We start from the raw sequence: 13,279 nt of genomic DNA on the forward strand, positions 1-13,279 counted from the left end.
CCGGGCAGGCCATGTCTGCCCGTATTTCGCGTAAGGAAATCCATTATGTACTATTTAAAAAACACAAACTTTTGGATGTTCGGTTTATTCTTTTTCTTTTACTTTTTTATCATGGGAGCCTACTTCCCGTTTTTCCCGATTTGGCTACATGACATCAACCATATCAGCAAAAGTGATACGGGTATTATTTTTGCCGCTATTTCTCTGTTCTCGCTATTATTCCAACCGCTGTTTGGTCTGCTTTCTGACAAACTCGGGCTGCGCAAATACCTGCTGTGGATTATTACCGGCATGTTAGTGATGTTTGCGCCGTTCTTTATTTTTATCTTCGGGCCACTGTTACAATACAACATTTTAGTAGGATCGATTGTTGGTGGTATTTATCTAGGCTTTTGTTTTAACGCCGGTGCGCCAGCAGTAGAGGCATTTATCGAGAAAGTCAGCCGTCGCAGTAATTTCGAATATGGTCGCGCGCGGATGTTTGGCTGTGTTGGCTGGGCGCTGTGTGCCTCGATTGTCGGCATCATGTTCACCATCAATAATCAGTTTGTTTTCTGGCTGGGTTCTGGCTGTGCATTCATCCTCGCCGTTTTACTCTTTTTCGCCAAAACGGATGCGCCCTCTTCTGCCACGGTTGCCAATGCGGTAGGTGCCAACCATTCGGCATTTAGCCTTAAGCTGGCGCTGGAACTGTTCAGACAGCCAAAACTGTGGTTTTTGTCACTGTATGTTATTGGCGTTTCCTGCACCTACGATGTTTTTGACCAACAGTTTGCTAATTTCTTTACTTCGTTCTTTGCTACCGGTGAACAGGGTACGCGGGTATTTGGCTACGTAACGACAATGGGCGAATTACTTAACGCCTCGATTATGTTTTTTGCGCCACTGATCATTAATCGCATCGGTGGGAAAAACGCCCTGCTGCTGGCTGGCACTATTATGTCAGTACGTATTATTGGCTCATCGTTCGCTACCTCAGCACTGGAAGTGGTTATTCTGAAAACGCTGCATATGTTTGAAGTACCGTTCCTGCTGGTGGGCTGCTTTAAATATATTACCAGCCAGTTTGAAGTGCGTTTTTCAGCGACGATTTATCTGGTCTGTTTCTGCTTCTTTAAGCAACTGGCGATGATTTTTATGTCTATTCTGGCGGGCAATATGTATGAAAGCATCGGTTTCCAGGGCGCTTACCTGGTGCTGGGTCTGGTGGCGCTGGGCTTCACCTTAATTTCCGTGTTCACGCTTAGCGGCCCCGGCCCACTTTCTCTGCTGCGTCGCCAGGTGAATGAAGTCGCTTAAGAAATTAATGTCGGATACGGCGCGAGCGCCTTATCCGACCAACTTATCAGGACGGAATGTTAAAAATGAACATGTCGATGACAGAAAAAATAAAAGCAGGCAAGCTATTTACCGATATGTGCGAAGGCTTACCTGAAAAAAGACTTCGTGGGAAAACATTAATGTATGAGTTCAATCACTCGCATCCATCAGAAGTTGAAAAAAGGGTAATGACTCCAACTTATTGATAGTGTTTTATGTTCAGATAATGCCCGATGACTTTGTCATGCAGCTCCACCGATTTTGTGAGCGACAGCGACTTCCGTCCCAGCCGTGCCAGGTGCTGCCTCAGATTCAGGTTATGCCGCTCAATTCGCTGCGTATATCGCTTGCTGATTACGTGCAGCTTTCCCTTCAGGCGGGATTCATACAGCGGCCAGCCATCCGTCATCCATATCACCACGTCAAAGGGTGACAGCAGGCTCATAAGACGCCCCAGCGTCGCCATAGTGCGTTCACCGAATACGTGCGCAAACCGTCTTCCGGAGCCTGTCATACGCGTAAAACAGCCAGCGCTGGCGCGATTTAGCCCCGACGTATCCCCACTGTTCGTCCATTTCCGCGCAGACGATGACGTCACTGCCCGGCTGTATGCGCGAGGTTACCGACTGCGGCCTGAGTTTTTTAAGTGACGTAAAATCGTGTTGAGGCCAACGCCCATAATGCGGGCGGTTGCCCGGCATCCAACGCCATTCATGGCCATATCAATGATTTTCTGGTGCGTACCGGGTTGAGAAGCGGTGTAAGTGAACTGCAGTTGCCATGTTTTACGGCAGTGAGAGCAGAGATAGCGCTGATGTCCGGCGGTGCTTTTGCCGTTACGCACCACCCCGTCAGTAGCTGAACAGGAGGGACAGCTGATAGAAACAGAAGCCACTGGAGCACCTCAAAAACACCATCATACACTAAATCAGTAAGTTGGCAGCATCACCTGGCAGCTGAAAGTATGAATAATAACGCCCTGACAGGATATTTTATTGCACCCTGTCAAAAGTCATACATTCTTTCCCGGTTTTTGCTTTCTCATACCGGATAACTCTATTTAAGGCTTAAGGATAACCTTCGTCCATCCTTCATCCCGCTCATCGAAGTGCTTATATCCGGCAGGAGCCTCTTCAAGCGAAAGACGATGAGAAATTATTTTGCCCGGACTGGCTTTATCGTGATGGATGAGGCGAGACAGCTGACGGTTATAGGCCTTAACGTTCGCCTGGCCGGTACGGATTGCCTGTCCTTTAAACCAGAAACTCCCAAAATCAAATGGCATCTTACCCTCTCTGGCAAGCTCCGATTCAGCCCCCGGATCCTGAGGAATAAAGACGCCAACCACACCAATTCCCCCGGTTGCTTTCGTCGACGCAACAAGACTGTTCATGGTGACAGAGTTATCTTCATGGCCATGTTTGTTACAGCACTGATAGCCAACACATTCGCAGCCACAATCCGTACCGCGTCCATCCGTCAGGTCGAGAATTTTTTGTACAGCTTCATCGCCAGTAGCATTGATGCCCGTCGCCCCCATTTTTTCAGCCAGAGCCAACCGGTCTGTGTGCGTATCAACCACAAACACCTGTGAAGCACCTTTAATGATCGCCGAATGAGCTGCCATCAAACCGACCGGCCCCGCGCCATAAATGGCCACGCTTTCACCAGGCTTCAATCCGGCAAGTTCTGTTGCATGCCAGCCGGTAGGAAAAATGTCAGAGAGCATCACATAATCATCTTCTTTTTCTGCCGCATCAGGGGGAAGAACAAGGCAGTTAAAGTCGGCAAATGGCACCCGAAGCAGTTCCGCCTGCCCCCCCTCCCAGGGACCCATTTCAGCAAAACCATAAGCTGCGCCTGCCGAACCCGGATTGGTAGTGAGACAAAAGCCGGTCAGACCTTTTTCACAGTTTTCGCAAAAACCACATCCCACGTTAAACGGCAGACAAACATAGTCGCCCACCTTAATACGTTCAACGCCTGAGCCAATTTCGACCACTTCACCCAGGTTTTCGTGACCCAGAATCCGTCCCTGTTCAAAGCTGGTCCGGCCCTCATACATGTGCAAGTCCGACCCACAAATGTTGGTGGTGGTGATGCGGACGAGTACATCCGTGGGGCGGACAATTTTCGCATCCGGTACGTCTTTTACTTTTACATCATAAGGACCGTTGTAAATTACTGCTTTCATGATCTTCTCCTTCTTGCGTGCGGAAAGGAAATGCTGCCCGGCGGATTGGGGTATCAATCGAGTTTAGCTGCCATAACAGATCTCGCGATCGGCGAAAGGACGATTAGGATGTTTCTTAACTAAGTGCATTGAAGTCTGTAAGACAGGTACTTACCGATGAAGGCTGCCTGGAAAACGTAAAAACATCACACGTTAATCCGGTTTTTTTAAGCAGGCAGGGGATTACGGACAGCTTTGAGCGAGAAGCGGATAAAGTAAATCTATCTCATTTCTGCATTGTGCCAGAAGTAGACATAGGTGAATTAGGTAACCCTAGTGGACTGACCCCACGCCCGTAGACAAATTCTGTCCTCACGATGAGGCCTGTTCGAAGGCCTCCGGACTGAGGCCGCCGAGGTGACTGTGGCGCCGGGCCCGGTTGTAGAACACTTCAATGTAATCGAAGATATCGGCCCGGGCCAGATCCCGGGTTTTATAGATGCGTTTTCTGATCCGCTCTTTTTTCAGCGAACTGAAGAACGATTCGGCCACCGCATTATCCCAGCAGTTGCCACGCCTGCTCATGCTCGGGGCCAGGTTATTAGCCCGGCAGAAGCGCTGCCAGTCGTCACTGCCGTACTGGCTGCCCTGGTCTGAGTGCACGATGACCTCGCCGTCCGGTTTTCGCCGCCAGACGGCCATCATCAGCGCGTCGAGTGCCAGTTCGCGTGAGAGAGTGGGCTTCATCGACCAGCCGACCACATTACGGGCGAAGAGATCGATAACCACCGCCAGATACAGCCAGCCCTGCCAGGTGCGGATATAAGTAATATCTGTGACCCAGACCTGATTGGCCCGGACAACAGTAAACTGCCGTTGCACGCGATTAGGGGCAACCACTGAAGGCCGGCCGGCGATACGACGCGGCGCTTTATAGCCGCGTACGGCTTTGATCCGGTTTTGTTGCATAATACGACCCACCCGGTTTTTGCCGCAGGTTTCCCCGATTTCGTTCAGGTCGCCATGAACCCGCCGGTAACCGTATACGCCTCCGCTCAGTGAATATGAGTCGCGGATAAGCATCAGCAGACGCTGGTTATCTTTATCACGCGCCGAGACCGGGTTGTGCAGCCACGCATAGAACCCGGCCCGGGCGACATTCAGTACCCGACACATCGTCATCACACCCCATACAGTGCGGTGTTCATTGATAAAGCGGTACTTCAGTCGGGCTCCCTTGCAAAGTACCGCGCGGCCTTTTTCAGGATATCCCGTTCTTCTTCGGTGCGTTTTAGCTGCGCCCGGAGTTTCAGGATCTCGCTTTTGGCTTCCAGTAAATCCCGGGCATGCTGTTCGCTGTTATCAGGTTTGATAGCCCGTAGCCACTTGTAGAGGCTGTGTGCAGAAACGCCCAGACGGTCGGATACTTCGGCAACGGAATAACCGCGTTCTGTTATCTGACGGACGGCTTCTTCCTTAAATTCAGGTGTAAATCGTGGTGTGCCCATACGCTCCTCCTATGCTCAAACTATAGGGCAGGATCGTCTACCGGGGCGGGGTCAGTCCATAAATGACTCTGAGGTGTCTGTTAAACGCGTGGCGATTCACCTCGCGTCCTTCCGTTCAGTATAGCCTCAGTCCCTGACACCACCCGAGAACGGAATGACGTCCCCTTTCTCCCTCCCGGTGTTGCGTTCAAGCTCCCTGACATACTGCTGTAAAAGTATAAGGTTATGTAACAGCTCTACATTTTCAGCCATCATCTTTTTGATTTCTTCCCTCAGCTCATTTCTCTGACGGCGATACTTTTCTTTCAGCTTGATCTGCTGCTCAATGCCCTGCTCATCAACCGGCGCGGTGCCCTGGCACGTTTTTTTCAGACTGCGGATAGCCTCCCTGACCTGCCTGTACTCAGGACAGTTATAATTCAGGGTGCCGTTTGCCAGCCCCGCTCGTTTTTCCACAGCATACTGGCTGATACGCTCCCCTGATAACATCAGTTCCCTCAGGGCCTGCTCTGCTCTTGCCTGTGTTTTTTTAACCCCCGACTGTTCGTTCGTCATGCTCTATTCATCCTTTTCAAAAAAGCGGACAGCATCTGCATAAAAATCTCTCTCAAGCATCAGAAAATCCCTGTCAGCCTGAGGAGCATTATTTCGCACGGCAATCTCCAGAAGGTTGTCATAATGAGCCATCCTGCGTTTCCACACGGGAACAGAATCAGCTCCGGCCAGCATGTTCTCACATCCCGGATTGCAGGACGCTGACTGAACAACCGCCTTAAACTCGCAGTCATGGCCATTCATGCAATAAAAACCGTTTCCAAGAGATACCAGTTTTTGCCCGCCTCGTTTAGCCATGCTCATCGCTTTTTTCAGTGTAGGAAACGTCATCTGATGTAAGTGCCCACCTCTCTGGGACATCAGTAACTTCCCGCCTTCGCCATAAAGCAGGCCTTCATGCTGATAAGAAACAGCCCTGGAAGCTGAGAGTTCGGTATCAACCCTTTCAATCTCGGCAGCGAATGCCTGAGGGATCGCCCGGCTAAAATGCGAAGCGTTGAGTGCACCGGACATATACCACTCCGTCATGCCTCTGATTAAGTGCTTAAACTGCCGGATAAGATCATTAGTAGAAATCAGATCAAGACGCCTGAGGTGTACAGCAAGTGAACGGCGAAACTGATGGGTTCGCAATGGCCAGAAAGCCCCCTCCCGAATCTCCATCGCAACGCGTTCATCATCACGTATGTTTGGATTTAAAAGCCTGAACTCATCAATATGGTCACGTCGGATGAACAGATGGTGTCTTTTCACAAATTTCTTTGCCCACTCAGTCTGGCGCTGCGTCCCCATAAAAGAGAGTTTTTGCTCCGAGAACCACGACCTGATATTTAAAGACAATGGAACATTGTCCAGCGTCTTCCCGTCCAGGCCTGTCATGATTTGATTAATTCTGCGTAAATGCTGAAAAGGCTTTTCCACATAGCGACAAACAACCCAGTCTTCGTGACTTCCACCTTCCGGGGCGAACTTATGCAACACCGAACGAAGTCCCAGGATATCACCATCATAAATCAGTGAACCGTGCATCACGCCAAGCACTTCGCTGTGTCTCATCCCCGACATGGCCTGTATCACATTCATGACTTTTAACGTCAGCTCAAAATGCCAGGTGTTCAGCTTTATGTGATCAACGCCAATAAAATCAGATCTCCAGCGCTTATTTTTATGTACCGAGAACCAGCCCTGCATCCCGGGGCCAAGTGTCGCGAAAAGCGCCCGAATTTCCCCGGCAACAATATTGTAGTAATACGCGGCCCGGTAATCCGGTATGCTTTTTGCTGTCCCTCTTTTACGGGCTTCCAGCATCGACGTATAGTAAGGCGAATCATAAAAACCGTTTATGATAGCGCACAGCCGGGAAAACCCGTCAAAATCGAAATCACTGATTTCAGCATCCAGTTCAGTAATCAGCCCTTCCCAGACAGACATCATAAGACTGAAAGGCATACAATATGTCTGGTTTGAATCATCCACACTGTTGTAACTGTCGAAGCTAATATCAGGAAAGTAACCGTATTTTCGAAGACGGGTATGACCTGTCAGCGAGATATCCGCCAGGTCCATAAAGTAATTACGTAATGTTCTTTCAGAACGCTTCCTGCCGTGCTCATCCTCCTCCTTCATCTTTACAATGAAAGCATTCCGGACAAGCGGAAAACGAAGCTGAAACAGACTGCGATACCCCATAGACTCAATAATACGGGCTCCCGCCACAATGTTTGCACATTTCCGGATCAGTGACTGCGTCTTCGCGGTCCTGCCGACAATCCAGAGCAGGCTGGCTGAGATGATTTTGGCTTCAAGACGCAGTTCAGGATCCCGTATGCCTGAAAAATTAACGGTTCTTAACGTTTCACCAATATGGGTTCTGACATAGCGATTGGTCCAGACATCATCCCTGAAATAAATATTCAGCGTCTCCTCATTGATAAAACGCATATCATGTTCATCTGAGCTGGCGATAACCAGGCAGTTATTCAGACGTTCAAAGCTTTTGTTTTCTAGTGCCTCACAGATGATATCCTCAGTCGGAAACTCATCCCCTGAACGAAGCGGCGTTCCGGCAGGAAACTCCGCCATTCGACTACGGCTTACCTCTTTTTTCTTCAAATCTGCCATACCGGAGCCACACCTTCTCGCTGAAGTTTAACGCGCGCTTTTTTCAGGGTCGCCTCATCTACCAGCCCAAGCCGTAAATCAATCTTCAGGAGTAACGTTTCATAACGCTCCACAGCATTGACCGAACCGATGTACAACGGTTTTCCATACTCGATAGCATGCCTGAATGACAGCAGGAGCCATACAGACTCCAGCGTTTCCACAACGCAACTTTTTGAACATTCGACACAATGAGAAAAATCCGCACAAGCCTTTGGTGTCCGGCCAAATCGTTTTTGCTTTTTTATAAAGCGCAATTCAATATCTGTAGGCGGCTCCTGCGATCGACATCCCAGGCCATTCAATAAAAGATCCACACCCTCATCGCTTCCACGCAGATCGATCCCCAGCTCATCAGCAACTTTTACCCGCTCGGATAACGCACGTGTCGCAATCCCCTGATTCATAAGCGTATCAAGTGCAGCACTGAAGTTTTCCTTCGCCCCCTGTGGGTTACCTGCAGCATAATTCCGCCTGTAAGTGCCCCAGTTATGCTGTGCTTTTTCCGCCGTAATCAGACCATTCTTTAATGTTCTGTCCGTATACTGCTCAGACGTTTTGCGCAAGCCAGAAACGGTAATTGATGGAAGCGAGGGATTAAGCTGCCGCATCGTGGCCCACGCCCCCTCAGAGTTAGAAAATTTAGTCAGATGACTGGGATTAAGAGAATAAAGCTTACGGAATTTCACCTGCGGCTCACTCAGAAACAGCGCCTGTACCGGAGGGAAGTTATCTGCGGAAACCAGATAGTTAACGATGTCGTCCCTGAGCCTGATAAAAGACAGAAACCAGTAATAGCCCGCACGTTTGGTCACATACTCCGATTTACCTATCGTCAGACGTATATACTTATTCGCTCTCCCCTTATAAACATAATCAGTGCTGATACCCTTTTCATCCAGATGTATATCATCCCGCGTCAGACCCAGAACCTGAGAGGTGTTTCCCCATGTGTGGTAACAGAACAGAAAAAAAGAAGTAAGAAAGTAATTTTCCAGAACGTCCCTGATGATGATCTCTGCCCTGCTGACCCCGTTCTCTCCCGGATACCGGAAATACGCTTCATAAACAGGTGCCAGCAAAGACGGTGAGAAATGCCGCACCCCTTTTTCCGATTTAGCGATATGCTCCCGGATACATCCCGCAAGGAACTCATTCATGGATGACAACTGCCTCAGGATCTCGGAAAGTTCATTCCTGGTATAGCTATCCCTTCCCTGCTGCTGATACGTTCCTTTCGGTAAGAATTCATATTCATACCGCCTCTGAATCTGCCCGCCCGTAAGCAAAAACCGGTTGACCACGGACAAGTAGTGTCTTGCCATCCTGACTGAAATTTTTCGCCGACGAATATCGTTCATGAGATGTTTAATATACATTTCAACGCCTTCAGCCGTGCCATAGTCATACTGATTGACTGACTGCCATATAAAAAACATATTGAGATAACGGAAAATGGTTAACCTTCCGGCGGGACGGTAAGACAGAAGAAATCGTTTCAGAGAGGCAATAAAATCGCGTTTTTCAGGGCGGGCAAGATGCGAATGTTCACTAAACCATCCGGGGAGCAACACATAATCTGAAAAATGAGCCTGAAGATAAACGTCAAGTAAATAATATCGGTTCAGATCCCGCTGAGTGATGTGTCCGCTGACCGTCTCCCATGACAGCACATTTTCGGCCATCCACGTTATCTGCGTTTCACTCCGGCTCATATATGGCTCCATCGCGACCTGCAGCACCGTCAATCAATGCGTCCATGACCCCGGCGACTGCATCAGAAATCTGGTTTTGCTGAAGAAAGACGATGTATTTCATCGTCGTATTTTCGCTTTTATGGCCCATCCAGTATTTTACTGTACCCAGCGCATTTGCGGCCTGATCGGGATAGCAACTCAGTGCCGAGCGTAAAAAATGGGTCGCAAACGTTGCCCGCAAATCATGGGGTTTATGTCTGAACACATTTCCCGGAGCAGACCGGGCCAGGCGATGGCGAAAACTGTACCAGCGGGAGTAAAAGGCTTTTTCAGACATCCGTTTCCCGTTTGCCATTAAAAATAAAGGCTCGTGCCGCCCTTCCCCACCCTGTCGTGCACGCCATTTTTGGATCTTCTTTTCATACTCCTCATCCGCCAGATAATCCAGAACCTGCTCGTACAATCGTCTGGTGATGAAGAGTTCTCGCGTCATCCCAAACTTCGTATGAACTCCGCATCTCGGACCAATATGAAGCCCCCTGATGGTCAACTCAGATACAGGGACACTGGCAAGGTACTCTTCAGTAAAGAGTGACGACGGCAGGGTCAGCATTTCATCCAGCCGTAGCCCACAATTTTTCATCAGCACAATCATTAAACTGAACAACCCGGACTCAGATTTCAGTGCCTCATCCAGGATATGAACCTCTGCATCATTCAGTGGGTTGATTGTCCTTTTTGTTGTGCTGGTTATCCTGATGGCAAGATCCGAACTTATCACCTTGCGTCGCCCGTCAACGACTTTTTCGACCAACGTAAAAAATGAGCTGGCAGCCAGCTCACCACACTTGCCCAGAAATACGTAAAACCGTCGGATAACGCTGATGTACACCGCCGCGGTGGATGAGGCGATGCGCCCCTGCCTTACGGCCCCCAGAAGATACTCCCTGAAGCCATATGTAGGGCTTTGGTATTTCAACGTTCCCGGGGTGAAAGGGTCAAGTCCGTTATCCTCCAGCCACCTTATCCAGCGTAAAAATGCCCGGGCTAAAGGCTTTAAATCCCTGGCCTGCAGGATAGCTTTATCCATAAGATAAAAGTGTACATATCGGCTCAGTTTTCGATTCTGGATGCCGCTAATATAAGGTATTTCAGCATACAGAAATCCGGGTTCAAATTTCAGTTTCGGCTCTGTTGCATCCAGTTTGCTGACACGCCCATAACGCGCATGAATGTTAGTGATTATCCTCACAGTCTGTCGCCCTGAAACGCCACCTCATGCCTACACTATAAATCCGGAAGAAGAAAAAACAAACAACCAGGTTGCCGGGAGTGAATATGCAAATCAGGAGGAAAGTAAAAGATGTAACGACACCATCACGATGCAATACATTGACCTCAACACGTTACCCGGACCATACGTGATAAACATCACAAATCCTTTGAGTGAAGAACTTAAGATGTGATTTTCATTTCCCGGCACAAACCGTGCCCTTAAAAAACAGGCAACGGATACATCTTAATGCCAGAAGTAAACCTTAATTGATTGAATACAGCCTGAGTCCATTGCAAAAATAACACACAGGGTAAATTCGCATATACAGAACCCAACGAAAAGCAAAAGAAACCTGTAACACATTTCGTTTACCTGTCACTTTCAATTGTAAAAGCCAGCAGAAAAAGCGCATATAACTATATTTATCCCTGCGGGGACTTTTGTTTGTGCTATATATTTTTTACAGAGAACCGCAACGCGTCCAAACACAAGAATATATTTACCTCTGGAAAATGGTCTGACTCCCTTTCACGTGGTTGTAGTGACCTGTTCTGTGATTCATGTAATGTCTTTTCTGGATGAGGAAAATATGTCATCACTGATATTTTATACAGACGAAGCACAAGCACTGATTGTAACAGATACCCTTGCCGTCACCGATAATGGGGAGCCGTTATCTTTTGTTTCCAAAGCAGGTTACATCCCCCAGCTAAGAACCATCATAGCAGGAACGGGGGCAGGTGGATTTTCTAACACCTGGTTGCTTGAAGCATCAACCAGAATGGTCGTATCAGGTATACAAAATCTCAATTATCATACATCGGCCTGTCTAAGGAGGCTGTGGAAACAATACAAGCATGACCATGCAATTCCCTCTTCTTCAACGGTGACAACCAGTGTTTATCAGTTCGCAATTTGCGAGGAAACAGGAAATATCGTTTCGTTCGCCTATCGCTCAGTCCATGATTTCGAATCAGAGCAATTACAATACGGAACAGGAGTAAAACCTGAGTGCCAAATCTTGGATGGGGATTTGTTGCAGACAATTCCTGTAATGATGAATGAACAAAGGGCTATACAGGCGACATACCCACACCCGGAACGGATCCATATTGGCGGTGAGATGATTGCGCATTATCTGACATCATCTATGTATCAATGCTTTAAGATTGGGGAATTTGAGGATTTCAGAACTCAGGGAGAGTATATATTGAGCAGGATTTAGGCAAAACGCGGTTCAGATAAAGTGCTTTTAACAGGCTTGCTGAACATTAAAAGGATATCTCTCAATTACGATGAATAGCTTGAATTCTAAAAATAGAAAAGTAGAGTTTAACTCTAAATACATAAAAACAAGAGTAAACGAACAGCCGCCGAAGCAGCCGCGCATGATGTTGATCGAAAAGCGGATCATCTCATACGCCGGGATACGGGCGTTGCCGTACGCCGGGTGCGGCACGCGCTTGTACGGCAGCGCAAAGACGCTGTCCATCTCTTCGGTGGAGAGCGGGATCGCCGGCGGGTTGATCCAGATAAAGCGCTCGCCGTGCTTCTGCATCAGCGCGCGGGCGCAGCCAGGGTTGGTTTCATGGTGCAGAATACGGGACGCGTGCGCGTAGAGCACCTTGTCGGCTTTCACCTTCTCGTAGGAAGGCAGCAGCACGTAGGTCTTTTCCCACGGTTTCGGGCGCGGCGGCTGCACAACGATAGCCTTCGCTTCCGCTTTTTTCGGCTCAACCGGCTTGTTATCGGCACACGGCAGATCTTCGCCGTACGGGTGCGGGATCGGGTCGATTTTGCCCGGCATATCAATGATGCGGGAATCCACCCCGCTCCAGCCCGGCAGCGCCTCTTTCACCATAATGGCGGTATTGCGCACGTCGCGGATGCTGCTCACCGGTTCACCCTGCGACAGACGGTGCGCCACTTCCACCAGCGGACGCTCGCCGTTACCGTAAATCAGCATATCGGCTTTGGAATCCACCAGCACCGAGCGGCGAACGGTATCTGACCAGTAGTCGTAGTGCGCGGTGCGGCGCAGGCTCGCCTCGATGCCGCCCAGGATCACCGGGACGTCTTTCCATGCTTCTTTACAGCGCTGGGTATAGACCAGGGTTGCGCGGTCGGGGCGTTTACCCGCCACGTTATCCGGCGTGTAGGCGTCGTCATGGCGCAGCTTACGGTCGGCGGTGTAGCGGTTGATCATCGAGTCCATGTTGCCTGCGGTCACGCCGAAGAACAGGTTGGGTTTACCCAGACGCATAAAGTCGTCTTTGCTGTTCCAGTCAGGCTGGGAGATGATCCCCACGCGGAAGCCCTGCGCCTCAAGCATCCGGCCACAGATGGCCATGCCGAAGCTCGGATGGTCAACGTAGGCATCGCCCGTGACCAGAATGATGTCGCAGCTGTCCCAGCCCAGTTGGTCCATCTCTTCCCGGGACATCGGCAGGAATGGCGCCGGTCCAAAGCAGGCCGCCCAGTACTGCGGCCAGGAGAAGAGGTCACGATCCGGCTGGATCAGGGAAATTGCGCTCATAATGCTTCCGAAGAAAAAATAGACAAAAGGAGCGGGATTATACGCTGTTCATCC

General features: G+C 49.4%; 9 protein-coding genes and 3 pseudogenes. 3 read left to right on the top strand and 9 right to left on the bottom strand.

Annotation, left to right across the window (positions count from 1 at the left end):
- Positions 1 to 45 precede the first annotated feature (45 nt).
- Both lacY and WM95_RS21735 read left to right on the top strand, forming a co-directional pair.
- A complete protein-coding gene (gene lacY / locus WM95_RS21730; RefSeq protein WP_003846917.1) occupies positions 46 to 1,299 on the top strand; it encodes a lactose permease in 1,254 nt (417 codons plus the stop codon).
- 65 nt (positions 1,300 to 1,364) lie between these two features.
- A pseudogene (locus WM95_RS21735) lies at positions 1,365 to 1,505 on the top strand (maltose acetyltransferase domain-containing protein); the annotation flags it as partial.
- 14 nt (positions 1,506 to 1,519) lie between these two features.
- Here WM95_RS21735 and WM95_RS27925 read toward each other — a convergent pair.
- From WM95_RS27925 to WM95_RS21780, 8 genes and pseudogenes are all read right to left on the bottom strand, one after another.
- A pseudogene (locus WM95_RS27925) lies at positions 1,520 to 2,021 on the bottom strand (IS1 family transposase).
- Positions 1,940 to 2,215 (bottom strand): IS1-like element transposase, encoded by a 276-nt coding sequence (locus WM95_RS27755; RefSeq protein ID WP_000179213.1) that lies wholly within the window; start codon positions 2,213 to 2,215, stop codon positions 1,940 to 1,942. Before WM95_RS27755 ends, WM95_RS27925 begins: the two are co-directional and overlap by 82 nt.
- Before the next feature lie 165 nt (positions 2,216 to 2,380).
- Positions 2,381 to 3,514: a glutathione-independent formaldehyde dehydrogenase gene (locus tag WM95_RS21750; protein WP_017384068.1), complete on the bottom strand. Its 1,134-nt coding sequence runs from the start codon at positions 3,512 to 3,514 to the stop codon at positions 2,381 to 2,383.
- Between the two features lie 351 nt (positions 3,515 to 3,865).
- Positions 3,866 to 5,001, bottom strand: a protein-coding gene (locus tag WM95_RS21755) for an IS3 family transposase (RefSeq protein ID WP_201405648.1) whose coding sequence is annotated in 2 segments (ribosomal slippage) — positions 3,866 to 4,755 and positions 4,755 to 5,001 — 1,137 coding nt in all. Because the reading frame shifts where the segments join, the coding sequence is not laid out codon by codon here.
- Positions 5,002 to 5,127: 126 nt separating this feature from the next.
- Entirely contained in the window at positions 5,128 to 5,556 is a 429-nt protein-coding gene (locus tag WM95_RS21765; protein WP_017384060.1) for a hypothetical protein, read from the bottom strand.
- A gap of 3 nt (positions 5,557 to 5,559) precedes the next feature.
- Positions 5,560 to 7,677, bottom strand: coding sequence for a hypothetical protein (locus WM95_RS21770; RefSeq protein ID WP_017384059.1), 2,118 nt, complete (start codon positions 7,675 to 7,677; stop codon positions 5,560 to 5,562).
- Positions 7,665 to 9,431 carry a hypothetical protein gene (locus tag WM95_RS21775; RefSeq protein WP_007897920.1) on the bottom strand — a complete coding sequence of 589 codons (1,767 nt, stop codon included), beginning with the start codon at positions 9,429 to 9,431 and terminating at the stop codon, positions 7,665 to 7,667. The genes WM95_RS21770 and WM95_RS21775 overlap by 13 nt, the downstream gene beginning before the upstream one ends.
- A complete protein-coding gene (locus WM95_RS21780; RefSeq protein WP_007897923.1) occupies positions 9,418 to 10,665 on the bottom strand; it encodes a tyrosine-type recombinase/integrase in 1,248 nt (415 codons plus the stop codon). The genes WM95_RS21775 and WM95_RS21780 overlap by 14 nt, the downstream gene beginning before the upstream one ends.
- Positions 10,666 to 11,278: 613 nt before the next feature.
- Between WM95_RS21780 and WM95_RS21785 the strand changes: the two genes are divergently transcribed.
- Positions 11,279 to 11,914 (top strand): hypothetical protein, encoded by a 636-nt coding sequence (locus tag WM95_RS21785; protein ID WP_012477419.1) that lies wholly within the window; start codon positions 11,279 to 11,281, stop codon positions 11,912 to 11,914.
- 135 nt (positions 11,915 to 12,049) lie between these two features.
- On the opposite strand, the pseudogene WM95_RS21790 reads toward WM95_RS21785, so the two are convergent.
- Positions 12,050 to 13,225 (bottom strand): annotated as a pseudogene (locus WM95_RS21790) (YgiQ family radical SAM protein); the annotation flags it as partial.
- Positions 13,226 to 13,279: the final 54 nt, after the last annotated feature.

It is taken from the genome of Enterobacter cloacae complex sp. ECNIH7 (assembly GCF_002208095.1).
Classification (GTDB): Bacteria; Pseudomonadota; Gammaproteobacteria; order Enterobacterales; family Enterobacteriaceae; genus Enterobacter; species Enterobacter cloacae_M.